The sequence below is a fragment of the Jannaschia sp. L-14R genome, assembly GCF_056857695.1.
In genome coordinates, this window is the sequence record NZ_JBSXNP010000009.1 from 374,847 (window position 1) to 398,489 (window position 23,643).

27 protein-coding genes and 1 pseudogene are annotated in these 23,643 nt (G+C 63.8%); 19 read left to right on the top strand and 9 right to left on the bottom strand.

Going from position 1 to position 23,643, the window contains the following annotated elements:
* The first annotated feature begins 149 nt into the window (after positions 1-149).
* The 3 genes from AC13C2_RS06200 to AC13C2_RS06210 are packed head-to-tail and all read left to right on the top strand — an operon-like array spanning position 150 to position 1,960.
* Entirely contained in the window at positions 150-1,175 is a 1,026-nt protein-coding gene (locus tag AC13C2_RS06200) for a patatin-like phospholipase family protein (protein ID WP_482886249.1), read from the top strand.
* A gap of 54 nt (positions 1,176-1,229) precedes the next feature.
* A complete protein-coding gene (locus AC13C2_RS06205) occupies positions 1,230-1,577 on the top strand; it encodes a hypothetical protein (protein ID WP_339645690.1) in 348 nt (115 codons plus the stop codon).
* The gene (locus AC13C2_RS06210; RefSeq protein ID WP_092764233.1) at positions 1,574-1,960 is read left to right on the top strand and encodes a hypothetical protein; all 387 of its coding nucleotides are present in this window, start codon (positions 1,574-1,576) and stop codon (positions 1,958-1,960) included. The genes AC13C2_RS06205 and AC13C2_RS06210 overlap by 4 nt, the downstream gene beginning before the upstream one ends.
* Here AC13C2_RS06210 and AC13C2_RS06215 read toward each other — a convergent pair.
* Positions 1,944-2,567 carry a helix-turn-helix domain-containing protein gene (locus AC13C2_RS06215; RefSeq protein WP_092764231.1) on the bottom strand — a complete coding sequence of 208 codons (624 nt, stop codon included), beginning with the start codon at positions 2,565-2,567 and terminating at the stop codon, positions 1,944-1,946. The two genes, AC13C2_RS06210 and AC13C2_RS06215, sit on opposite strands and share 17 nt — an antisense overlap.
* A 62-nt stretch (positions 2,568-2,629) precedes the next feature.
* Positions 2,630-2,917 (bottom strand): DUF1330 domain-containing protein, encoded by a 288-nt coding sequence (locus tag AC13C2_RS06220; protein ID WP_092764229.1) that lies wholly within the window; start codon positions 2,915-2,917, stop codon positions 2,630-2,632.
* Positions 2,918-3,003: 86 nt separating this feature from the next.
* Between AC13C2_RS06220 and AC13C2_RS06225 the strand changes: the two genes are divergently transcribed.
* The 3 genes from AC13C2_RS06225 to preA all read left to right on the top strand — a co-directional run bounded on the left by AC13C2_RS06225 (position 3,004) and on the right by preA (position 6,290).
* Positions 3,004-4,335, top strand: a complete 1,332-nt coding sequence (locus AC13C2_RS06225; RefSeq protein ID WP_482886250.1) for an NAD(P)-dependent oxidoreductase — start codon at positions 3,004-3,006, stop codon at positions 4,333-4,335.
* Complete coding sequence (locus AC13C2_RS06230; RefSeq protein WP_482886251.1) at positions 4,332-4,904, top strand: hypothetical protein; 573 nt, start codon at positions 4,332-4,334, stop codon at positions 4,902-4,904. The genes AC13C2_RS06225 and AC13C2_RS06230 overlap by 4 nt, the downstream gene beginning before the upstream one ends.
* A gap of 81 nt (positions 4,905-4,985) precedes the next feature.
* A complete protein-coding gene (gene preA / locus AC13C2_RS06235; RefSeq protein WP_482886252.1) occupies positions 4,986-6,290 on the top strand; it encodes an NAD-dependent dihydropyrimidine dehydrogenase subunit PreA in 1,305 nt (434 codons plus the stop codon).
* A 3-nt stretch (positions 6,291-6,293) separates the two neighbouring features.
* Here preA and AC13C2_RS06240 read toward each other — a convergent pair whose 3' ends face one another.
* Entirely contained in the window at positions 6,294-6,899 is a 606-nt protein-coding gene (locus AC13C2_RS06240; RefSeq protein WP_482886253.1) for a TetR family transcriptional regulator C-terminal domain-containing protein, read from the bottom strand.
* Between the two features lie 146 nt (positions 6,900-7,045).
* Here AC13C2_RS06240 and AC13C2_RS06245 point away from each other — a divergent pair, with 146 nt between their 5' ends.
* The 11 genes from AC13C2_RS06245 to AC13C2_RS06295 all read left to right on the top strand — a co-directional run bounded on the left by AC13C2_RS06245 (position 7,046) and on the right by AC13C2_RS06295 (position 15,954).
* Positions 7,046-8,305 carry a Zn-dependent hydrolase gene (locus tag AC13C2_RS06245; protein WP_482886254.1) on the top strand — a complete coding sequence of 420 codons (1,260 nt, stop codon included), beginning with the start codon at positions 7,046-7,048 and terminating at the stop codon, positions 8,303-8,305.
* A complete protein-coding gene (locus tag AC13C2_RS06250; RefSeq protein ID WP_092764220.1) occupies positions 8,302-8,502 on the top strand; it encodes a hypothetical protein in 201 nt (66 codons plus the stop codon). Before AC13C2_RS06245 ends, AC13C2_RS06250 begins: the two co-directional genes overlap by 4 nt.
* Positions 8,499-8,741: a hypothetical protein gene (locus AC13C2_RS06255; protein ID WP_092764218.1), complete on the top strand. Its 243-nt coding sequence runs from the start codon at positions 8,499-8,501 to the stop codon at positions 8,739-8,741. Before AC13C2_RS06250 ends, AC13C2_RS06255 begins: the two co-directional genes overlap by 4 nt.
* Before the next feature lie 26 nt (positions 8,742-8,767).
* Positions 8,768-9,517: an endo alpha-1,4 polygalactosaminidase gene (locus AC13C2_RS06260; protein ID WP_339646222.1), complete on the top strand. Its 750-nt coding sequence runs from the start codon at positions 8,768-8,770 to the stop codon at positions 9,515-9,517.
* A gap of 10 nt (positions 9,518-9,527) precedes the next feature.
* Positions 9,528-10,991, top strand: a complete 1,464-nt coding sequence (gene hydA, locus AC13C2_RS06265) for a dihydropyrimidinase (RefSeq protein WP_482886255.1) — start codon at positions 9,528-9,530, stop codon at positions 10,989-10,991.
* A gap of 103 nt (positions 10,992-11,094) precedes the next feature.
* Positions 11,095-11,868, top strand: coding sequence for an ABC transporter ATP-binding protein (locus tag AC13C2_RS06270; protein ID WP_482886256.1), 774 nt, complete (start codon positions 11,095-11,097; stop codon positions 11,866-11,868).
* Positions 11,865-12,044, top strand: a complete 180-nt coding sequence (locus tag AC13C2_RS06275) for a hypothetical protein (protein WP_092764208.1) — start codon at positions 11,865-11,867, stop codon at positions 12,042-12,044. Before AC13C2_RS06270 ends, AC13C2_RS06275 begins: the two co-directional genes overlap by 4 nt.
* A gap of 71 nt (positions 12,045-12,115) precedes the next feature.
* Positions 12,116-13,036 carry an ABC transporter permease gene (locus tag AC13C2_RS06280; RefSeq protein ID WP_482886515.1) on the top strand — a complete coding sequence of 307 codons (921 nt, stop codon included), beginning with the start codon at positions 12,116-12,118 and terminating at the stop codon, positions 13,034-13,036.
* Positions 13,033-13,959 (top strand): ABC transporter permease, encoded by a 927-nt coding sequence (locus AC13C2_RS06285; protein ID WP_482886257.1) that lies wholly within the window; start codon positions 13,033-13,035, stop codon positions 13,957-13,959. The genes AC13C2_RS06280 and AC13C2_RS06285 overlap by 4 nt, the downstream gene beginning before the upstream one ends.
* Before the next feature lie 58 nt (positions 13,960-14,017).
* Positions 14,018-15,013, top strand: coding sequence for an ABC transporter substrate-binding protein (locus tag AC13C2_RS06290; RefSeq protein WP_339646214.1), 996 nt, complete (start codon positions 14,018-14,020; stop codon positions 15,011-15,013).
* Between the two features lie 224 nt (positions 15,014-15,237).
* Entirely contained in the window at positions 15,238-15,954 is a 717-nt protein-coding gene (locus AC13C2_RS06295; protein WP_474520702.1) for a DUF421 domain-containing protein, read from the top strand.
* A 112-nt stretch (positions 15,955-16,066) separates the two neighbouring features.
* On the opposite strand, the gene AC13C2_RS06300 is transcribed toward AC13C2_RS06295, so the two are convergent.
* The gene (locus AC13C2_RS06300) at positions 16,067-16,573 is read right to left on the bottom strand and encodes a YciE/YciF ferroxidase family protein (RefSeq protein ID WP_092764201.1); all 507 of its coding nucleotides are present in this window, start codon (positions 16,571-16,573) and stop codon (positions 16,067-16,069) included.
* A gap of 94 nt (positions 16,574-16,667) precedes the next feature.
* On the opposite strand from AC13C2_RS06300, the pseudogene AC13C2_RS06305 reads away from it, so the two are divergent.
* Positions 16,668-16,889 (top strand): annotated as a pseudogene (locus AC13C2_RS06305) (ABC transporter substrate-binding protein); the annotation flags it as partial.
* Positions 16,890-17,251: 362 nt separating this feature from the next.
* Here AC13C2_RS06305 and AC13C2_RS06310 read toward each other — a convergent pair.
* The gene (locus AC13C2_RS06310) at positions 17,252-18,127 is read right to left on the bottom strand and encodes an NAD(P)-dependent oxidoreductase (RefSeq protein ID WP_092764199.1); all 876 of its coding nucleotides are present in this window, start codon (positions 18,125-18,127) and stop codon (positions 17,252-17,254) included.
* A gap of 73 nt (positions 18,128-18,200) precedes the next feature.
* Between AC13C2_RS06310 and AC13C2_RS06315 the strand changes: the two genes are divergently transcribed.
* Positions 18,201-20,663, top strand: coding sequence for a penicillin acylase family protein (locus AC13C2_RS06315; protein ID WP_482886258.1), 2,463 nt, complete (start codon positions 18,201-18,203; stop codon positions 20,661-20,663).
* A gap of 12 nt (positions 20,664-20,675) precedes the next feature.
* On the opposite strand, the gene AC13C2_RS06320 is transcribed toward AC13C2_RS06315, so the two are convergent.
* From AC13C2_RS06320 to AC13C2_RS06335, 4 genes are all read right to left on the bottom strand, one after another.
* The gene (locus AC13C2_RS06320; RefSeq protein WP_482886259.1) at positions 20,676-21,215 is read right to left on the bottom strand and encodes an RSP_2648 family PIN domain-containing protein; all 540 of its coding nucleotides are present in this window, start codon (positions 21,213-21,215) and stop codon (positions 20,676-20,678) included.
* A complete protein-coding gene (locus tag AC13C2_RS06325; protein WP_482886260.1) occupies positions 21,212-22,417 on the bottom strand; it encodes an RSP_2647 family RNA methyltransferase in 1,206 nt (401 codons plus the stop codon). Before AC13C2_RS06325 ends, AC13C2_RS06320 begins: the two co-directional genes overlap by 4 nt.
* A gap of 114 nt (positions 22,418-22,531) precedes the next feature.
* A complete protein-coding gene (locus AC13C2_RS06330) occupies positions 22,532-22,678 on the bottom strand; it encodes an RSP_7527 family protein (protein WP_482886261.1) in 147 nt (48 codons plus the stop codon).
* Positions 22,679-22,814: 136 nt separating this feature from the next.
* The gene (locus AC13C2_RS06335) at positions 22,815-23,591 is read right to left on the bottom strand and encodes an HpcH/HpaI aldolase family protein (RefSeq protein ID WP_339644903.1); all 777 of its coding nucleotides are present in this window, start codon (positions 23,589-23,591) and stop codon (positions 22,815-22,817) included.
* Positions 23,592-23,643: the final 52 nt, after the last annotated feature.

Consider the following 23,643-nt stretch of genomic DNA (forward strand, 5'->3'; position numbering starts at 1 on the left):
TCGGCACGGCGATGGTCCCGCGCTGCGATGGTGCGCTGCAGCCAGACGATTACATTGATCGGGGTCGATAGCAAAGGTCTGCCGCGTTCCCGGCATGACAACCCAAGGCGCGTTCGTCGTCGATCTCATCGCCTTGTAGGAGAAGACGCATGGCAACCGAACCCAAGGCGAAGCAGATCAATCTGGCCCTTCAGGGCGGCGGAGCACATGGCGCGTTCACCTGGGGCGTGCTGGACCGGATTCTGGCCGACGAGCGGATCGAGATCGCAGCCATTTCGGGGACCAGCGCGGGCGCGCTGAACGGCGCGGCGGTGAAATGCGGTCTGGCGCAGGGCAGCCGGAATCTGGCACTCGACACGCTGGAACAGGTCTGGACAGATATCGGTGCCCTGACGGACGAACGGCTGGCCCCCTGGCTTGCCGGCTTTTCGCCCCTGGCGGTCAGTCATATGATTGAAATGTCGCCCGGATATCAACTGATAGACGGCATGTCGCGGGCTGTGTCGCCCTATATGACAGGCGAATTCGCATCCAATGCCTTACGCAGGGTCGTCGAGGGGTTGAACTTCGATGCCATCTGTTCGGACGCGGGACCGGCATTTCACATCTGCGCAACCAATGTGCGCACCGGCAAGATCAAGCTGTTCAACCACGAGGCCATCGGGCCGGATTCCATCTTGGCATCGGCCTGTCTGCCGACCTTGTTTCCGGCGGTCGTGATCGACGGAGAATCCTATTGGGACGGCGGTTATACCGGCAACCCCGCATTGTTCCCGCTGTTCGCTGCGGATCTGCCGCGTGACATCCTGATCGTGAACATAAATCCGCTGGAACGCCCCATTCTGCCGGTCACCGCCCGTGAAATCCAGAACCGGATCAACGAGATCAGCTTCAATACATCGCTTTTTCGCGAATTGCGGGCCATCCACTTCGTGCAGCGTCTGGTGCGGTCGGGCACGATCCCCGAAGGTGCCATGAAGGATGTGCTGGTTCACATGGTTGCGGACGATGAGTTGATGCGCAAGCTGTCGGTTGCCACCAAGTCGGTTGCCAACCCGATCGTCATGGCGCAGCTTCGCACCGCCGGGCAAGCGGCGGCAGACGCCTTTCTGGAGCGTGATTTCGACGCCATCGGCGATCGGTCGAGCGTCGATCTGGCCGAGATGTTCGCCTGACCGGAACCGAGGCTGTCGGGTGTGCGTTTCCCAAAACCAAGGAAGGAAACCATCATGAGCCGTGAAGATTTCAGCCGCGACTGGGTCCCGTTCCGCGACCCCATACTGTCCGCGTATCCCGAACTGACGGACGAAGATCTGTCCGGTGCCGATGGCTCGACCGTCCTGCTGTCCAAGGTCATCGCCCACAAACAGGGGATACCGGCAGAGGAAGCCCAGCAGCGCCTGCATGAGTTTCTGTCCGGTCCCCTGCCCGCCGACGCCTATTCCGCGCCGGTTCATGACAACGCCTCGATCCAAGACAGTGGCGATTACATTGCCGAGGGCGAGGACGCGCTGTCGGACGACGCGCGCTTCGGCGACGACGCCAAGACCGAAAACCCGGTGGGGCGCGACCGATGAAGGCCGCCCTTCCCGGACTGATCGCCCTGATGCTGACCGCACCGGCGATCGCGCAGGAACGGCTCGATATTTCGGGCCACTACGATCCATCGTACCTGTGGTTCGACGCGCCGAACACAACAGACGCGGGCGACGCGCGCATCCGGATCGTGTTCGCAGGTCGCGAGGGTGCGGCCGCGCTCACGCCGAACCAATACTGGACCTACGGTCAATCCTATCGCCGTCATCTGGCGCGATTGTCGTTCCGTCAAACCGTCGCCAGCGCCGAGCCACGTGCACGATATGCGGCGTTCATGGACGTGTTGCGGGCCTATCCGAATCTGGCCGTGACCGGGTTCGATCTGGACCTGACCTATGACGAGACCGCTATCCCAGACTGGTGACCCACAGGATCACCGCGTCTTCGGGTGAGGTCGAGATCACGTTGTGACCCATCGATGCGTCATAATACGCGCTGTCGCCGCGACGCATCTCGACCGGCTCATAGAACTCCAGATACAGGCGGATCGTTCCGGTCAGGACCAGCAGGAACTCCTCTCCGTCGTGGCGCACCCATCCGTCGAATTCATCGAACCTGCGGGCCCGGACGCGGGAGCGATAGGGCAGCATGGATTTCTTCGTCAGCGTGCTGCCCAGCAGTTCATGCTCATATGTGGTCGTGACGTGGGTCTGCCCTTCGCCCGACATGGTGATATCGCGCCGACCGGTCACCTGCCCCTTGGTGGGCGGCGTGAACAGTTGCGGCACGCCGATCTCCAGCCCCGTCGCCAGCTTTTTCAAGGCATCGAAGGTGGGCGACATCTGCCCATTCTCGATCTTGGACAGCGTTGACCGCGCCAGCCCCGCCTGCCGCGCCGCCTGTTCCAGTGTCCAGCCGCGCGATTTGCGCAGATCACGGACGCGGCTTCCCAGATCAAGCGGCTCGGCCTGAATGTGGGCACCGCTCTCGCGGGCAAGCTGGATCAGGCTGGGTTCATCGGATTTCGACATGCTGCCTTGTAGGCGGCAGTCCGGGTCATCCACAAGCATCGCGATCGGGGCGCATGATGGCGTCAGACACCCTCCAGCAGCATGATCTGCGCCTCGCCCGCGCCGATCCTGTGGTTTCGCGCCGCCTGATATTCAGGCGAGTCATAGCAGGCACGGGCGGCCTGCATGCTCTCGAACTCGATAATCACGTTGCGCGGACTGCTCTGTCCCTCCAACGCGACGACCTCTCCTCCACGGGCCAGAACCCGCGCGCCATGCTTCTCAAACGCTTCCGTCGCACCCTTTGCATAGAGGGCATAAGGGTCGGGGTCCGTGACCGTCACATGGGCGATCCAATAGGCTTTGGGCATCGTTCGTCTCCTGCCGATTTTTTACCAGTTGATAAAATTTCACTTCGTGGCACTCTGTCCACCACAAAGTTCAATCGGAGAGTGACATGACAGAAGCGATGCGTCAGGACGGAATCCGCGCCGGACGGCTGGCTGCCGAAGATCTGGTCCGAAATTTCGGTGACCTGCATGCACCGCTGGGCGCGCATGAGGCGCTGGTCGCCGCAGACCGCTGTTATTTCTGCCACGATGCGCCCTGCGTGACGGCCTGTCCGACCGATATCGATATCCCGTTGTTCATCCGCCAGATCGCCACCGGGATGGAAGATGCGGCCGCCAAGACCATCTTCGACCAGAACATTCTGGGTGGCATGTGTGCCCGCGTCTGCCCGACAGAGACGCTGTGCGAAGAGGTCTGCGTGCGCGAAGTGGCGGAAGGCAAGCCGGTCGAGATCGGGCGTCTGCAACGCTTTGCCACCGATGCGATGATGGCAGCGGGGGAACATCCGTTCGCTCGCGCCGCCGACACCGGCAAGCGGGTCGCCGTCGTCGGCGCGGGGCCTGCGGGACTGGCCTGCGCGCACCGGCTGGCGATGCACGGCCACACGGTCACGATGTATGATGCACGCCCGAAACCGGGCGGCCTGAACGAATACGGGATTGCGGCCTACAAGACACCGAATGACTACGCCCAGGCCGAAGTGGACTGGCTGCTGAAGATCGGCGGCATCGCGGTCGAGACCGGCAAGGCGCTTGGCGACGGCCTGTCCCTGCAAGATCTGCGCGACGGTTTCGACGCTGTTTTTCTGGGCGTCGGTCTGGGTGGCGTCGGCGCGCTCGGGCTGGAGGGCGAGGCCCTGACCGGCACCGAAAACGCGGTCGATTTCATCGCGGCGCTGCGACAGGCCCCCGATCTGACCGCCCTGCCGGTCGGGCGGCATGTTGTCGTGATCGGCGGCGGAATGACCGCTGTGGATGCTGCCGTGCAGTCGAAACTGCTGGGCGCCGAGACGGTGACGATCGCCTATCGCCGCGGGCAGGACCGGATGCCCGCCAGCCGATGGGAACAGGATCTGGCCGCGACGCATGGTGTGCGCCTTATGTTCGGGGTTATCCCGCAGGCATTGCATGGCGATGATCGCCTTCGTGAAATCGAACTGGCCTACGTCGGGGCCGACATGACGCCGACCGGCGAGACGCAGCGCCTCTCCGCCGATCAGCTGTTCCGCGCCATCGGCCAGAAGCTGGAAACGGTGGACGGTCTGGCGCTGGACGGCGGCAAGATCGCCGTGACCGGCGCGGGGCGCACCAGCGTCGATGGCGTCTGGGCCGGAGGCGATTGTGCCTCGGGGGGCGAGGATCTGACGGTCACCGCCGTGGCGGAAGGCCGCGATGCTGCGATGGACATTCACGCGGCACTGACCCAAGGTCGCCTATGAAAAAATCAAAAGCGCAAAACGCCCCCGCCCCCAAAACCCTGAGTGAAAAAGAAATTTCCGAGCGCAATCACGCCGCGCTCGACCGCGTGGCCGAAATGGACGACCCCGACAAGCTGCGGAATCTTATGCTGAATGCCGAGCGCATGGGCGTCGATACCGTGCAGGAAGCCGCTTTTCGCCGCCTCGCTCTCGTTCAGACCGACGTGCAGACGGGTGCCTCGGATACCGAAGCGGGCAGCACTGAATACGATCTCTGGCAGACGATCTTCGCCTATGAGCAGCTTTTGCGCGAAGATCGCGGCAAAGCCGTCCGCCTGACCAAGACACGCACCAAGCTGACAAAATCCGGGGCCGTGAAAGCACTGGAAACCTTCGCCGATGCAACGGACGACACCGGCAGTTTCGATACACTGGTGGCCCGCGGCTGGTCGGACATGACAGGCGAAGCCGTTATCCTGCGCCATGCCGACGATTTCGACGCGGCCACCCGCGACGCCGCCTTCGCCCGGCTTGAAGCCGCCAGGAGCGAGCCGGAGACAAAGGGTGACCCCGAGACAGAGGACGCCTGATTGCGCGCGCGCCAGATCGCGCGAACCGACATGGCGAACCTGAACGCCACCCCGACCGGACAACAGACCGAGGAGAGACCAATGGCCAACCTGACAACCGACTTCATCGGGATCAAATCGCCTAATCCGTTCTGGCTGGCCTCGGCCCCGCCGACCGACAAGGAATACAACGTCCGCCGGGCGTTCAAAGCCGGTTGGGGCGGCGTCGTCTGGAAGACTCTGGGCGCGGAAGGCCCGCCGGTCGTGAACGTGAACGGCCCCCGATACGGCGCGATCTATGGCGCGGACCGGCGGTTGCTGGGGCTGAACAACATCGAGCTGATCACCGACCGCCCGCTGGAGGTAAATCTGCGTGAGATGAAGGCGGTCAAGCGCGACTATCCCGACCGCGCGATGATCGCGTCGATCATGGTCCCCTGCGAGGAAGATGCCTGGCGCGCCATCCTGCCGCGCGTCGAGGAGACGGGCGCTGACGGGATCGAGCTGAACTTCGGCTGCCCGCATGGCATGTCCGAACGGGGCATGGGTGCCGCCGTCGGCCAGGTGCCCGAATATATCGAGATGGTGACCCGCTGGTGCAAACAATACTCGCGCATGCCCGTCATCGTGAAACTGACGCCTAATATCACCGATGTGCGCAAACCGGCGGCGGCGGCCCGGCGCGGCGGCGCGGACGCGGTGTCGCTCATCAACACGATCAATTCCATCACCTCGGTCAATCTTGACACGATGTCGCCCGAGCCTTCGATCGACGGCAAGGGCAGCCACGGCGGCTATTGCGGCCCGGCGGTCAAGCCGATCGCCCTGTCGATGGTGTCGGAAATCGCCCGCGACCCGGACACCCATGGCATGCCGATCAGCGGCATCGGCGGCATCACCACATGGCGCGACGCAGCCGAATTCCTGTCGCTCGGCGCGGGCAACGTGCAGGTGTGCACGGCGGTCATGACCTACGGCTTCAAGATCATCGACGAGATGACGTCCGGTCTGTCGCGCTGGATGGACGACAAGGGCTATACCACTGTCGAAGAGGTCGTGGGCCGCGCCGTGCCGAACGTCACCGACTGGAAGCACCTGAACCTGAACTACATCGCCAAAGCCAAGATCGATCAGGACGCCTGCATCTCCTGCGGTCGCTGCTATGCCGCCTGCGAAGATACCTCGCATCAGGCCATCGCCATGTCCGCCGACCGCACCTTCACCGTGATCGACGAGGAATGCGTGGCCTGCAACCTGTGCGTCGACGTCTGCCCGGTCGAGGACTGCATCACCATGGAGGCAATGGCCCCCGGCATGACCGATCCGCGCACCGGTATCGTCGTCAAGGCGGAGCCTGCGGACTGGACGACGCATCCGAACAATCCGGGCGCGGTCGCGGCGGAATAGGCGTCAGCCCGTCAGCATCCGCGTGAACATCGTGGTCAGGTGGGCCTCGGCCTCCTCCCACGGGTCGCGGGTGTCGCCCAGAACGGCGCTGACCTGAACGGCGAAATCGGCATAATGCTGGGTCAGCGCCCAGACCGACATGATCAGGTGGTGCGGCTCCGACGGGGCAATCCGTCCCGCCGCCATCCAACCCGAAATGACGCGGGCCTGCGCATCGACCAGCTTGCGCAGATCACCCGACAGTTCCGGCGCCAACACCGGGGCACCGCGCAGAACCTCACCCGCGAACAGACGGCTTTCGCGCGGATAATCCCGTGCCAGGTGCAGCTTGCGGCGGACATAGGCCAGAAACTCCGGAACCGGGTCGCCATCCGGGTCCAGCACGCGCAGCGGGTCCAGCCAAGAGTCGAGCAAACGCTCCAGCAGGGCCAGATAAACCGCTTCCTTCGACGGGAAATAATAGAGCAGATTGGGTTTCGACAATCCGGCTGCCGCCGCCACCCCGTCCAGTGTGGCGCCGCCATAACCGTCGGTCGAGAACACCTCCAGCCCGGCCTCCAGAATACGCGCGCGGCGGTCGCGCTGGATACGGGTGTCGTCGTTCACCATGCATGGACCTCGGGCGGCAGGACAAAAGCACTGCCGCATATTTGAGCAAGTGCCGGAACGCCGCATCTGGACCCGCGTGCCGGTTGACTGAATTCGACCCTCTGATAGCGTTCATTTGACCAGACGGTCAAATACTCGGGGGACACATGGCAGCCAGCGCAGGACAGAATCTTCGTATCGACGCCGACCGGCTGTGGGACAGCCTGATGGAAATGGCCAAAATCGGCCCCGGCGTGGCGGGCGGCAACAACCGCCAGACCCTGACCGATGCCGACGCCGAAGGCCGCGCCCTGTTCAAGTCGTGGTGCGATGCGGCGGGCTGCACCATGGGCGTCGACAAGATCGGCAACATGTTCGCCACCCGCCCCGGCACCGACCCCGATGCCCTGCCGGTCTATGTCGGCAGCCATCTGGACACGCAGCCCACGGGCGGCAAATACGACGGCGTTCTGGGCGTGCTGTCCGGGCTGGAGGTCATCCGCACCCTGAACGATCTGGACATCAAGACGAAACATCCCATCGTCGCGACCAACTGGACCAACGAAGAAGGCACGCGGTTTGCGCCCGCAATGCTCGCCTCCGGTGTCTTTGCGGGCGTCCACACGCAGGACTGGGCCGAAGACAAGACCGACGCCGAAGGCAAACGCTTCGGCGACGAATTGGACCGCATCGGCTGGCGCGGCGACGAAGACGTCGGGGCCCGCAAGGACAAGATGCACGCCTTCTTCGAGCTGCACATCGAACAGGGCCCCATTCTGGAAGCCGAGGGCAAGGATATCGGCGTCGTCACGCATGGGCAGGGCCTGTCGTGGACGCAGATCACCATTCACGGCAAGGACAGCCATACCGGCTCGACCCCCATGCCGATGCGCAAGAACGCCGGGCTTGCGATGGCGCGCATCCTGCTGGAGGTAGAGGAGATTGCGCTGTCCCATGCGCCTCATGCCGTCGGTGCTGCGGGTCACATCGACGTCTACCCGAACTCGCGCAACGTGATTCCCGGCAAGGTCGTCTTCACTGTCGATCTGCGGTCTCCCACCCTGTCGGTGATCGAGGATATGGAGGCACGGCTGGACGCCGCGGCCCGCAAAATCTGCGACGACATGGGGATGGAGGTCGAGCTGGAAAAAGTCGGCGGCTTCGATCCGGTGACCTTCGACGAAGGCTGCGTGACGGCGGTGCGCAATGCCGCCGAACGTCTGGGATACAGCCACATGGACATCATCTCGGGCGCGGGTCACGACGCCTGCTGGATCAACCGCGTGACACCGACCGCCATGATCATGTGCCCCTGCGTCGACGGCCTGTCGCACAACGAAGCCGAGGACATCACCAGGGAGTGGGCGCAGGCCGGGGCCGACGTCCTGTTGCATGCGGTGCTCGAAACGGCGGAGGTTGTTGAATGAAAACCGGCTCTCTTACCCGCTCGGCCCTTATTTTCGCCCTGATCTTCTTCGTGGCGAACCTGGCCTTTGATGCGTATCGTGCGGGAGGCGTAACCGCAGGAGCCTTCGGGTCGGCTGTGGTCACGACACTGATCGCCACGGCCCTCTATGTGCTGTTCCTTCGCTTCATGTCCCGCAGGAAAGACCGCTCAAAATGATACGCTTCCTCCCGCTTTTCGTCCTCTCCGCCTGTGCCCTGCCCACGGCCAATGGTCCGGTCCCCGACCCCCAGGCTTACAGCGTCAGCACGGCCCCCGTCCCCTTCGCCGTCAACCGCCTTCTGCCACGTGGCGTCACCGTGCAGGACGTCCGCGTCGCCGACAATTGCTACGGCTATCAGTATCAGGGGCAGATCTACCCCGTGCTGATCCCGCGCGGGACGCAGTACTGCCTGTGATGCCAGGGCTGTCCCACATTGTGCTGATGCTGATTGTCTGGCCCGCCGTCGCGGTCGCCGGGGCCGGGGCGTTCACGGCGGGACAAAGCTGGGACTGGCAGCTTACGGAACCCTTTGACATGACCCGCGACGTGGCAGTCATGGACATCGATCCCGACAACCACGACCCTGCGGAAATCGCGGCGCTGACGGCGCGCGGTATCGCCACCATCTGCTACGTCAGCGTCGGCACGCTCGAGGCTTGGCGCGACGATGTGGGCGCCTTCCCGCCCGACGTCGTCGGTCGCACCTATGACGATTGGCCGGACGAGCGGTTCCTCGATATCCGCCGCCTCGACATCCTGGTCCCGATCATGGAGGCGCGGATTGCCCGCTGCGCCGCGCTCGGCTTCGACGGGGTGGAGCCGGACAATATGGACGTCTACGACAATGCCTCCGGCTTCCCGCTGACCGAAGACGACGCCGTGACCTATATTCGCGCGCTGGCCGATAGCGCGCATCGCCTCGGCCTAGCCATCGGACAGAAGAACGCCCCCGGCCTGACACCCGCGCTGATTTCAGATATGGATTTCGCCATCACCGAAGGCTGCGCACAGGACGGCTGGTGCAGCGCCATGTCGCCCTACATCGCCGCAGGAAAGCCGGTTTTTGCCGCAGAATACACCGACCGTCCGCTGGACGTGGCCGACGTCTGCGCCCAATCTGCAAGCCTCGGCCTGTCGACCATCATCAAGGATCGGGATCTGACCGCCACCCGCCGCGGCTGCCCCGAATGAGGAGGTTTCCATGACCAAAGTCATCAAGAACGGCACCATCGTCACCGCCGACCGGCAATGGAAGGCCGATGTGCTGATCGAAGGCGAAAAGATCGCGCAGATCGGCGAAAATCTTTCGGGCGACGAGGTGATCGACGCCTCCGACGCCTTTGTCATCCCCGGCGGCATCGACCCGCACACGCATCTGGAAATGCCCTTCATGGGCACCACCGCCGCCGAGACGTTCGAGTCCGGAACCTTCGCGGCGGCAGCGGGCGGCACCACCATGCTGGTCGATTTCTGCCTGCCGGGCGAAGACGGCTCCCTGCTGAACGCGATCGACGAGTGGGACCGAAAATCGCGCGACCAGATCTGCACAGACATCAGCTATCACATGGCGATCACCGGCTGGAACGAGAAGATCTGGGGCGAAATGGAAGCCGTCGTCAAAGACCGCGGCATCAACACCTTCAAGCACTTCATGGCCTACAAGGGCGCGCTGATGGTGGAGGATGACGAGATGTTCGCCTCCTTCCGCCGCTGCGCCGAACTGGGCGCGCTGCCGCTGGTCCATGCCGAGAACGGCGACATCGTGGCCGCCAAGCAGGAACAACTGCTGGCCGACGGCATTACCGGCCCCGAAGGCCACGCCTATTCCCGCCCGCCGGAAGTGGAGGGCGAAGCGGCCAACCGCGCCATCATGATCGCCGACGCCGCCGGGACGCCGCTCTACATAGTCCACGTCTCCTGCGAACAGGCGCACGAGGCCATCCGCCGCGCCCGCCAGAAAGGCATGCGCGTCTATGGCGAACCGCTGATCCAGCACCTGACGCTGGACGAATCCGAGTATTTCAACAAGGACTGGCAGTATGCCGCCCGCCGTGTCATGTCCCCGCCGTTCCGCAACAAGATGCATCAGGACAGCCTCTGGGCCGGCCTCGCCTCCGGGTCGTTGCAGGTCGTCGCCACCGACCACGCCGCCTTCTCGGACGAACAGAAACGCATGGGGCTGGACGATTTCACCCGCATCCCGAACGGAACCGGGGGCCTTGAGGAACGCATGGCCATGCTCTGGACCAAGGGTGTCGACACCGGCCGCCTGACGCCCGAAGAATTCGTCGCCGCCACCTCCACCAACATCGCCAAGATCCTGAACATCTACCCGATGAAGGGCGGTCTGACCGTGGGCGGCGATGCCGACGTCGTGGTCTGGGACCCGTCGATCAAGCGCACTGTGTCCGTCGCCACGCAGAAATCCATCATCGATTACAATGTCTTCGAAGGCATGGAATTGTCCGCCGCGCCGAGGTTCACGCTGAGCCGAGGCGAGGTCATCTGGGCCCACGGCCAGAACTCGCAACCGCAGCCGGGACGGGGGAAATTCGTGCGGCGCAAGCCGTTTGCGTCGGCCTCGACGGCGCTGAGCAAATGGAAGGCGCTGAACACGCCGCGCAAGGTCGAGCGCGACCCGATGAACATTCCGGCGGGGGTTTGATGGACGAGAATTTAGCCAAATCCCAAGAGTTCGTTGGCGCACCTCTGAAAGACCTTGCACGCCTAGAACATCCCTTCACTCCATTGTTGAGAGGAGATTTTGGATGACCACAATCTCCGCCCACTCCCTCGACCTCACCTTCCCGTCCCCCGACGGTCCGGTCCACGCGCTCTCCGACATCTCGCTGGACATAAACGAAGGCGAATTCGTCTCCTTCATCGGCCCCTCGGGCTGCGGCAAGACGACCTTTCTGCGCTGCGTCGCCGCCCTCGAGACCCCCACCGGCGGCACCCTCACCGTCAACGGCATGACCCCCGACGAGGCACGGAAAGCGCGCGCTTACGGATACGTGTTTCAGGCCGCGGGCCTCTACCCGTGGCGGACCATCGGCAGGAACATCTCCCTGCCGCTGGAAATCATGGGTTACTCCAAGTCGGACCGCACCAAGCGCACCCAAGATGTCCTCGAACTGGTCGAACTGGACAAGTTTGCCAACAAATACCCGTGGCAACTGTCGGGCGGGATGCAGCAGCGCGCCTCGATTGCCCGCGCGCTGGCTTTCGATGCCAAGGTCCTGCTGATGGACGAACCGTTCGGCGCGCTGGATGAAATCGTCCGCGACCGCCTGAACGAAGAACTCCTCGCCCTGTGGAAGCGCACCAACAAGACAACGCTCTTCGTCACCCACTCGATCCCCGAAGCCGTCTACCTGAGCACGAAAATCGTCGTCATGTCCCCGCGCCCCGGCCGCATCACCGACATCATCGACAGCCCCCTGCCCCACGACCGCCCCCTCGATATCCGCGACACGCCCGAATTCCTCGCCATCGCCCACCGCGTCCGCGAAGGCCTGCGCGAAGGGATGGAGGTCGCATGACCCGCGACACCTGGCAGACCATCGCGGACATCATCGTCATCGCGATCTCGCTCTGGTTCCTGTTCTCGGGCAATTTCGATGACATTCCCGCGCGGCGGGTGGTCAGCGCCGTGGCCCTGTTCGTGATCGCCACCTCGGCCTGGCGCATCTTGCGGCGCTGGCGGGCCAGATCGTGACGGATACGCAGATCTCTGCCCCCGGCGCGGGCATCGGGCGGTCCGGCAGGGTCGCGCTGGCGATGCGCGGGATGCACCATCGGCTTGGCCCCGTTCTTGCCGTCGTCGCCGCGCTGATTGCACTCTGGTATCTGGCCGCCATTCCGATGAACGCGCAGAACAGCCTGATGCTGGCCGAACGCGAGGGCATCGCCCTGACCCCTGCCACCGCGTCCGAGCGGCGCAACATGAGCGGCCTCGCCCTGACGCTGGCCGAACCATCCCAGGCCGTGGCCCGCGCCTTTGCGCAGGACCGACCCCGCCTGCCCTCGCCGCATCAGGTGCTGGCGGAATTGTGGGACAGCACGGTCAACCAGAGCGTCACCTCCAAACGCAGCCTCGTGCGCCACGCGGGCATCACGCTGGCCCCCACGCTCTTGGGTTTCGTGATCGGATCGCTGGCGGGTATCGCGTTGGCCGTGGGCATCGTGCATTCCCGTCTCATGGACCTCAGTGTCATGCCCTGGGCCATCGCATCGCAGACCATCCCGATCCTGGCCATTGCGCCGATGATCATCGTCGTTCTCAATTCCATCGGCGTGCAGGGGGTGCTGCCCAAGGCGATCATATCGGCCTATCTGTCGTTCTTTCCGGTCACGGTCGGCATGGTGAAGGGGTTGCGCGCGCCCAGTCCCTCGGACCTCGACCTGATGCGCACATGGAATGCCTCGGCCACCCGCACCCTGCTGTCGCTGCGCCTGCCGGCGTCGCTGCCCTATCTGTTCGCCTCGCTGAAGATCGCGGTTGCCGCCGCGCTCGTCGGTGCCATCGTGGGCGAATTTCCGACCGGCGCCGTGTCGGGCCTCGGCGCGCGGCTTCTGGCGGGCAGCTACTACGGCCAGACGGTGCAGATCTGGTCGGCTCTGTTCGGCGCGGCCATCGTCGCGGCGGCACTGGTGGCGGCCATCGGGCTGGCGCAGCGCGTGACCCTGAAACGCATGGGCTTGTCATGACTGTCGCCGCGCACAGGCCCGCTCGACTGGCCCCGTGGGGTCTGGCCCTCGGCGGGTTCGTCCTGATCGGCGTCGCGTTCCTTGTGGGATGGCAACTGGCGCTTGTGCTCGCGGTCTGGCTGGCACTCTGGGCGGTCAACGTCGGCGTGGCCCGGACGACGGCGGGCACATGGGCCGCGCCTGTTCTGTTTGGCCTGACGCTCCTGATCTTGTGGGAACTGACCGTCCGGCTGTTCAACGTGCCCGGCGTCATTCTGCCCGCCCCGACACAGATCGCCGTGGCGCTTGCCGAAAATACCAACACGCTCCGGGCCGATTTCGTCCAGACCGTGCTCAAAGGCGCACTCGGCGGCTGGCTGATAGGCAGCGCCGCCGGCATCGCTACGGCCCTTCTGGTGGCGCGCTCCGATTTCCTGCGCCGTGGCCTTCTCCCGGTCGGAAACTTCGTCGCGGCCCTGCCGATCGTCGGCACCGCGCCCATCCTTGTGATGTGGTTCGGCTTCGGCTGGGAGAGCAAGGCCGCCGTCGTCGTCGTCATGGTCTTCTTCCCGGTGCTCGTGAACACCGTCGCGGGCCTTGCCGACACGACGTCCATGCAGCGCGACCTGATGCGCACATACGGCGCCTCTGCCGGACAGGACCTGCGCTACCTCCGCGCGCCCTCCGCCCTGCCCTTCGTGTTCAACGGCCTGAAAATCGCCACCACGCTTGCCCTCATCGGGGCCATCGTCGCCGAATTTTTCGGCAGTCCCACCTTCGGCCTGGGCTTTCGCATCTCGACAGAGGTCGGACGCCTGAACCTGCCGGTCGTCTGGGCCGCAATCGTCGTTGCCGCCGTGACCGGAAGCCTCTGGTACGGGGCCATCGCCATGTTGGAAAAACGCCTGACGTTCTGGCATCCTTCACAAAGAGGGCGGAGATGACATCCGCCCCTGACAAGCGCACGGTCCAACCCGTCCGCACAACAGCAGAGAGAGAGACATGAAACATCTGATAGCTTCCGCAGGACTTGCCGTCGCAGGCCTGACCGCCCCGGCCTTCGCCGACGCGCACGCGAACGCGGTAACCCTGCAATTGCAGTGGGTCACGCAGGCGCAGTTCGCCGGATATTACGTCGCCAAGGACAAGGGCTTCTACGAGGAAGAAGGCCTCGACGTCACGATTCAGCCCGGCGGACCCGACATCGCGCCCCCGCAGGTTCTTGCCGGCGGCGGGGCCGACGCCATGCTCAACTGGATGCCGTCTGCCCTGTCGGCGCGCGAAAAGGGTCTGCCCGTCGTCAACATCGCGCAACCCTTCAAGACCTCCGGCCTGATGCTGACCTGCTGGAAGGACACCGGCATCACCGGCCCGCAGGACTTCAAGGGCAAGACTATCGGCGTCTGGTTCTTCGGCAACGAATACCCGTTCCTGTCGTGGATGTCGCAGGAGGGCATCCCGACCGACGGCGGCGACGACGGCGTGACCGTGCTGAAACAGGGCTTCAACGTCGACCCCCTGCTGCAACGTCAGGCCGACTGCATCTCGACCATGACCTACAACGAATACGGTCAGGTGCTCGACGCGGGCGTCTCCGAGGATGAACTGATCACCTTCAAATACGAGGACATGGGCGTCGCCACGCTGGAAGACGGCATCTGGGTGCTGGAAGACAACCTCGAGGACCCTGCCTTCGTCGACAAGATGACCCGCTTCGTCCGCGCCTCGATGAAAGGCTGGAAATACGCCGAGGAGAACCCGCAGGAGGCCGCCGAGATCGTTCTGGAAAATGACGAAACCGGCGCCCAGACCGAGGCGCATCAGGTTCGCATGATGGGCGAAATCGCCAAGCTGACGGCGGGCTCGAACGGCGCATTGGACGAGGCCGACTACCAGCGCACGGTCGATACCCTGCTGGCAGGCGGGTCCGATCCGGTGATCTCGAAAGCGCCGGAAGGGGCCTGGACGTCGGTGATTACGGATCAGGCGCTGAACTGAGGCTTGGTGTTTGGTGAAGGAGGGGGCGTCTCGCGGGGCGCCCCTTTCCGTTCGGCGGATATGCGCGGCTAATTCGATGACGGCCGGTCTCCGGCTCCAGTGGATCAGGGCGAACGCATGAAAGGAACAAAAAGCCGAAAGCAAGGGTTCCGTCCGAGGGCCGGCAAAATCACAACCAACACCGATAATTGTTCCATCTAAGCGACCCCTGAGGACACCACGCCATGGAAGATCCAATCGTTCCATTCGATTTGATGCGTATGTTCTTCGGGACAGATCCGGCGCTGTTCTACCTTGAGATCGTATTCCGAACTTTCGTGATCTATGCCTATGCCCTTCTTCTGATCCGCTGGGTCGGCGGGCGAGGCATCGCGCAGATGTCGGTAGTCGAATTCCTGCTTGTCATCGCGCTGGGCTCAGCGGTGGGCGATGCGATGTTCTACCCGGAGGTGCCGATACTGCACGCCATGCTGGTCATCACCATCGTGGTGCTCATAAACAAGTTCCTCGATGTTCTGATATTTCAATACAAGCCGATAGAAGAAATCATCGACGGCGTAACGTCAGAGGTAGTCAGCGATGGCGTGATCAATATGGAGACCCTGCGTAAAAGCAAACTCGGCAAAAGCGAACTCTTCGAGGGTCTGCGCGAGCAGGGCTATGTCAACCTTGGCGCCGTGCGGCAGGCATATCTCGAGTCCTCCGGACGGTTAAGCACCTTTCGCGCCAGGCCCCCACGCCCCGGACTGCCGATCGAACCCGCATGGAGTGTATGTCCTCCGGAAAAATTCGGCCCCGGCACGGTCGTTACCGGAACAGGGGCGGCCTGCTGCAAATGCGGCACGGTCATACAAGACTCTGGCAGGACACTGACTGCATGCCCCCGTTGCGGCAACAAGACCTGGACACATGCCGTGCTGGCTGAACAGAACGGCTCTTGACTGCAAATCCGGCTCACAGCCAAAAAATGGCACCGCCGGGTGCCATTTTTCCGCTTCGGGGGGTGAACCTGACGTCATCGCCTCTCCCATAGCTGAAAGACGATCTCAGGCCTCAGGCTCCAACGGGCGATTTCGCTGCATCGTTGACCGTCTTGTCCGCAAGTTTGGTCAGATCGGCGTCGGTCTTCCATTCCTGCTGCAACGTTTCATCCAGCAGTTTTGCCGCATCACCCATGTTCAGTTCCTTCGCCCAACGGTGAAGGGTCCCGTAGCGCGTAATCTCATAGTGCTCGACGGCTTGAGCGGACGAGATCAGGCCCGCATCCAAGGCCGGACTGCCCTTGAACTCTTCGATGATTTCTTCGGCCTCCGAGATGATCCCCTCGATTGCATCGCATGTCTTGCCACGCGCGGGCTTGCCGAGGATTTCGAAAACCTTCTGAAGGCGTTCGATCTGTTCTTCCGTTTCGCCAAGGTGCTTGTCGAACGCCGCGGCCAACTTCTCGTTGGTCGCCGCGCGTTTCATCTTGGGCAGAGCCTTCAGGATCTTGCGTTCGGCATAGTAGATATCCTTCAACGTATCGAGAAACAGATCTTCAAGTGTCTTGACCTTGGCCATCGTCGCGTCCTCTCCGATGATGAAATTGTTTTACGAACGGCATCACGTGCCGCGCAGGCCAACACCTGTCTCGATCAAACGTTCCATTCGCTGGGAAACCGCCGCCATCGTCCCGGGCAACGACGAGACCGCGGCCCACCAAGTCCGCATGATGGGCGAAACCGCCAAGCTGACCGCCGGGTCGGACGGATCGCTGGACGAGGCCGATTATCAGCGTACGGTCGATAGATTGCTGGCCGGCGGCTCCGACCCAGTAATTTCGGAAGCGCCCGAGGGGGCTTGGACGTCGGTGATTATGGATCAGGCGCTGAACTGAGGCTTGGTTCTTCGGTGAAGGAGGGGGCGTCCGGGAGGGCGCCCTTTTTGACAATGCCCCTATCCGCCCCCACGCCGGGCGCGCGCCTGTCCGTGGGATGGTGCCGCACCGCCCGTGAATCCCACTTTATCCCCGTTCCACCCCTCTGCCGTCACGTTCCGCACCACGGCAGCACCGCGCCAAGCCGCCCGGACGGGCAGGCGCGCGCCCGGTGGCCGCACGCGGCCTTGTTCCGGGCGGGTTGGCGACACCGACAAGCCGTTGCACAGCGGCGACTGGCATGGCTGTTTCGCCGGTGACGTCCGCAGCCTACTCGACAGTCTGGAGATCGAGACTGGTACGGTTCTGGCCCGTGCCTCCGCCTATGCCCCCAACGCCTTGAGCCGTGCAATCAGGCTCGATGTATCCCATCGTCCGCCCCCCATCGCCTGCACATCCTTGTAATACTGATCGATCAGAGCCGTGCCCGGAAGCGGCGCTCCGATGTTCTCAGCTTCCGACAGGCAAATCCGCAAATCCTTACGCATCCAGTCGACGGCGAAGCCATGATCGAACTTGCCCTCCAGCATCGTCTTGTGGCGGTTGACCATCTGCCACGATCCGGCGGCACCGCCCTGAATGACATCAACCACCGCTTCGCCGTCCAGTCCGGCCTTCTGCGCGAACAGCATCGCTTCGGACAAGCCCTGCACCAGTCCCGCGATGCAGATCTGGTTAACCATCTTGGTCAATTGGCCCGCACCCACGTCACCCATTCTGCGCGAAACCTTGGCGAAGGCAGCCATTACCGGCTCGGCCCGATCATAGTCGTCCTGCGCGCCGCCGCACATGATGACCAGCTGGCCATTCTCCGCGCCCGCCTGTCCGCCGCTGACCGGCGCGTCGACCCAGGCGATGCCCTTCTCGGCCGCCGCCGCCGCCAATTCGCGTGTCACCTCGGCGGATACGGTCGTGTGATCGACGAACAGCGCCCCTTCCGCCATGCCCGCGAAGGCCCCGTCGTCGCCCAGGCAGACACCGCGCAGATCGTCGTCATTGCCGACGCAGGCCATCACGATGTCGCGACCCGCCGCAGCGGCGCGGGGGGTTTCGGCTGATGTCCCTTCATGAACTTCGACCCAGGATTCCGCCTTGGCGGACGTGCGGTTGTAGACGCAGACATCGTGTCCGGCCTTTGCCAGGTGGCCCGCCATCGGTGCCCCCATCACACCCATTCCCAGAAACGCGACATTTGCCATGATGGCCTCCCTTTGCATCTACTCGTCGTGAAGGTTAGATCGGCCCCGACCAAGGGGGTCAACAGGGGGAAGTATGGAGCGTCTGTTCCGCTGGACATTCCGTATCGTTGCGGCTGTCCTGCTGCTGGCCGGTCTGGCCATCGGCGTTGTCTACTGGCTGGCCTGGCGCAGCCTGCCCGACTATGACGCGACCGAGGTCGTCGCCGGACTGACAGCTCCGGTCGAGATCGTGCGCAATACCTACAATGTTCCCCACATTTTCGGCGAAACGGATGCCGACGTGTTCTTCGGGCTGGGCTATGCCCATGCGCAGGACAGGTTGTGGCAGATGACGCTGATGCGGCGCACGGCGCAGGGCAAGCTGTCGGAATTGTTCGGCCAGCGTACCCTGCGCACCGACGAATTGCTGCGCCGCCTTGGCCTATACCGTGCCGCCGTACGGTCGGTCGCGGCGCAGGACGACGAAACGCTGGCGATGTTGGAGGCTTATTCCGCCGGCGTTAATGCCCGGATCGAGGTCATAAACCGCGAGGCGCGCGGGCGGGGCGCGCCCGAGTTTTTCCTGTTCGAACCTCAGATCGCCCCGTGGCAACCCGCCGACAGCATCGCGATCATCAAGCTGATGGCGCTGCAATTGTCCGGACAGGCCAGTGAAGAAGTGCTGCGCGCCCGCGCCTCGCTGATCCTGCCGGAGGAGCGTCTTCGCGACCTGCATCCCGACGTTCCCGGCAAGGGCAAGGTTGTTCTGGCGAGTGATCTTTTCCCGACGCTGTCGCAGACCCAATTCGCCCAAGCCGACCCCGAAGAGGACCCGTTTTTGTGGCCCGTTCCGCGCCGTGGTCTGTCGGGCGCGTCCAATGCCTTCGCCGTCGCCGCCGAACGAGCGGCCGCCGGGGGCGCCCTGCTGGCCAACGATCCGCATATGGGGCTGACGGCACCGACGATCTTCTATCTGGCGCGGTTGCAGCTATCGACGGGTGGCGCCATCGGCGGCACGATCCCCGGCATACCTGTCGTTATGGTTGGCCGGACAAACCAGCTGGGCTGGGGCCTGACATCCAGTTACATGGACGATCAGGACGTGATGATGGAGCAGTTGAACCCCGATGACATCACTCAGTATCGCACCCCCGACGGATGGGCCGATTTCGAGACCGAGCGGACGATCATCAAAATCAAGGATGCCCAACCCGTCACGCTGACCCTGCGACGGAGCGTCAATGGCCCGATTCTGACGGGACGCCAGTTCGATCTGGGAACGGTAACCCCGCAGGGCTATGTCCCCGCCCTCTCCTGGACCGCGCTGGCCGAAGACGACACGTCGCTGCGCACGGGGCTGGATTTGATGCGGGCCGCAGATCTGGACGAAGGATTGGCTGCCGCCAGGTATTTCGTCGCGCCGTCGCAGAACCTGATGCTGACCAATGGCAAGCGTATCGCCATGCAGGTGATGGGCCGTCAGCCCGACCGGGACGAACTGCATCAGTCCCAGGGCCGCATCCCCGCACCGGGCTGGGTCGAGGCCAATCGTTGGAAGGGCACGAAACCCTTCGAAGAGAATCCCGTCTGGACCGACCCCGAGGGAGGGTTGCTGGGTAATACCAACAACAAGACCGTCGATACGCCGTTCCCCGATCATCTGAGTTTCGTATGGGGCGACAGTCAGCGGGTGCAACGCATGGAGCGCCTGTTGCAGGCCCGCGACGTGCATACCCGCGCCTCTCTGATGGAAGCGCAGCTGGACACCGTGTCTTTCGCCGCGCGATCGCTGCTGCCGCTGGTCGGGCGGGATCTGTGGTTCACCGGAGATTCCGCCCCCGCCGACAGTGTGCAACGGCGCAGGCAGGTGGCGCTGGAACTGCTGGCCGCATGGAACGGCGAGATGTCCGAACACCTGCCAGAGCCGCTGATCTACTCCGCATGGATGCGATTCCTGCAACAGCGTCTGATCCGCGACGACCTTGGCCCGCTTACATCGGAATACCCCCTGATGGAGCCGCTGTTCATCGAACGTGTCTTCCGCAACACGGACGGCGCGGGCGCGTGGTGCGATGTCATTCAGTCGACCGCGCCGGAAACCTGCACCGAGATCGCGCGCCAGTCGCTGGACGATGCGCTGCAGTTTCTGGAAGACCGCTATGGCTCCCGTGTCGAGGCATGGCGCTGGGGCGATGCGCACGAGGCCCGGTCGGACCACCCCGTTCTGGGCGACATTCCCGGTCTGGGACTGATCGTGAATATTCGCCAATCGACCTCCGGCGGCGATCATACGCTGCAACGCGGGCGCACCAGTGGCGAGTTGCCCGACCCGTTCCTGAACGTACAGGCGGCGACCTATCGCGGCGTCTATGACTTTGCCGACCCGGAAAGCAGCGTCTTCATCACCTCGACCGGGCAGTCAGGGCATCCGCTGTCCAAGTATTACGACGACCTGGGCGAGTTGTGGCGACGTGGCGAATACATACCGATGACGCTGGACCCCGATCTGGCGCGCGCCGGTGCAGTCGGGATCACGACCCTGTTGCCCGTACCTTAAACGGGCGCTCCTTCAGTCTGACAGGGCCTTGCACAGCCGCGGCAAACGCGCCCGTTTCATCAGGGCGCGCAAGGGTTGCGGTGTGCCTGAAAGACGCTGCGCCGTCGCACGCACGTCTTCGACGACCCACGCAACAGTCGCGCCATCCACCAGCCAAAGGTCCATCAGGAAAGCGTCGGGATTCTGCAACTTCATCCCCTCGGCAGCCACGTCGCGGCGTGGAAAATCCTTGATGTTCAGTGTCACCAGCACGTCGGCCCCGGCGTCCGAGGCCGACGCCAGAACATGGATGTCGTCCGGGTCCGGCAACCAGAGCCGGGCCTGCGTTGCATCGCCAGGAAGGACCTCCGCCTTCGGAAAACGCGCCCGCAGGGTCGCGATTTCACCCCGCGAAAACACTTCGCCGCCTTCGATCTTGCGCGAGGCCCTTGCCCATTCCTCCAGCACCCGCGGCGACCAGAGCGGACGATACAGTTCCGCGCGGGCGCAGCCGATCAGAATTTCGCGCAGAACCGTCGGATACAGCACGCAGGCATCAAGGAAGACTTTCAATCCAGCAACCGGAACGTCAGTGCCTTGAGATACCCGCTTTCGGCCAGTTGCGGATGCACCGGATGGTCGGCCCCGGCGAACCCGGTATGGATCAGTTGTGCCGTTCTTCCGGCCCGCCCGATCCCCCGGATGCACGATGCTCGAAATTTGGACAACTCCGCAGCATGGCTGCACGAACACAGCGTCAGGTATCCACCCGACGCGACCAACGGGGCCGCAAGCCGCGCCACCCGTTCATAAGCCCGCAGGCCTGCCGTCAGCGCCGGTTTCGCTGGCGCGAAGGCCGGTGGATCGGCGACCACGATGTCGAACCGCATGCCATCCTCGCCCAAGGCGGTCATAACGTCGAAGGCATCGCCCTTGCGCGTCGTGAAAGCCTCGGCTCGTCCCATCCGCGACGCTCCCTCCTCGGCCAGCGCCAGCGCGGGGGCCGATCCGTCGACAGCCAGCGCCGATACCGCACCCGCCGCCAATGCCGCCAGCCCGAACCCGCCGACATGGCTGAACACATCCAGAACGGTCGCATCCTTGGCAAGCCCGGCGAGGAAAGCATGGTTCGGACGCTGGTCGAAGAACAGCCCGGTTTTCTGCCCGCCTGTCAGGTCCGCCATATAGGTGGCCCCGTTCATCGGCACCGCAACCGCCGCGTCGAGTCCCCCGCGCATCCAGCGCGTCCCCTCACTCAACCCTTCGGTCGTTCGGGCCCGACCGCTGGCGTTCAACAGAACATGCGCAATTCCAAGATCGGTCAATGCCGCCGCGATTTCCTCGACCAGAACATCCGCCCATGCTGCATTCGGCTGCACCACGGCGGCCTCGCCGAAACGGTCGATCACGACGCCCGGCATTCCGTCGGCCTCGGCATGGATCAGACGGTAGAAAGGCGCACCGATCAGCCGATCTCTATGCGCCACGGCAGTCGATAATCTGGCCGCGATCCATGCGCCATCGATGGCGGCGTCAGGGTCCAGCGACAACACCCGCGCGGCGATCCGCGATCCCATGTTGACGCCGACCGTGGCCAGCGGCACGCGATCGGCGTCTTCCAGAACGGCAAGGCTGCCGGGCGCGATGGCGCGACTGCGGCGGTCGGCGACGATATCGTCAAGATAGACCCAGGGGTGGCCGTGCCGGATGCGTTTGGCATCGACCTTGGGTTTCAGGCGGAGCGTCGGGCGGGACGTGGGAGTGCTGTCGGTCATACGCCTCCCCTAATCGGTGCCCAAGCCGTGCGAAAGCCCTGCCCGACATGCAAAAGCCCCCGAATAGGGGGCTTCGCATGGAACGTCCGGGCAAAAGGCCCGTCGTCATGTGACTCAGGCGTGAGCGTCACCCGCCGTGTTCGCGCGCGTATTGCGGATGCGAGCGGCAATGGCAGTGAATATATCGCGCACAAAAGCCGCACGAAGGGCGCGGGCATTGGCTTCGATTTCCATCGTATCGATCATGTTTGGGTTTTTCATTTTGCGTCTCCGGCTGCATCAGGAGCGTAGGGCACGCTCCGTTTTTGCTTGAAAGATACATATGCCGCGATGCGGCAGAAAACCAATGCCAGCGCAGCATTTCCCCCATGCATCAGATGCAACCCGGAAAATCCACCTATTTCAGCCCGTGTATACCTGCTGCAACCGCCTTCGCACCCTGCAATATCCAGCTGTGCTCGCTGGCCACCACGAACATGGTGAACCCGTTGGGGCGCCAGTTTCGCGCCGTTTCGATATCGGGTACCCAGGTCACAAAGGTCTTGTTCTCGTCTGCGCAGACCTGTCCGACGGAGGCCATCGCGGCAGGCAGGTCGGGGTTGTCCAGCGTGTCGTGACCATAGGCGACCGTCAGGTCGGCCGGACCGATGAACAATCCGTCGACGCCTGGCACGCAGGCGATTTCGCGGGCCGCTTCCACGCCTTCCGGCTCTTCGATCTGGGTCAGCACGATGGTTTCCGCTGCCGAGCGGGCCAGCAGGTCGGGCATCTTCTGCGCCGTGAAACCGGCCCATCGGGTCGATCCGGCATAACCCCGCCCGCCATGGCCGAACCGGGCGGCGCGGGCGATGGCGCGGGCCTTCTCGACAGTATCGACATGGGGCACCACGATGCCCGTCGCCCCCATGTCCATTACGTCGAGGATGCGCGCCGGGGACCCGTCGCCGATGCGGACCAGCACCGGAAAGTCCCGTGCCCGCGCCACGGCCATGCAGGCGTCGATGGCACCCCGATCGAACGGCGAGTGTTCGGCATCGAGGCAAACGAAGTCCAATCCGGCCAGCATCAGGATTTCCAGCGTGACGTGGTTCGGCGTCTTCATGAATGTCCCGACGAGCATGTCGCCTGCCTGCATCCGGGCGCGAAGTCCCCTGGCTCTGGTCAGATCGGTCACGTCGCGGCCTCCGGAAATAGTGTCGGACGCAACCTTAAAAGGCGGCGGCCGG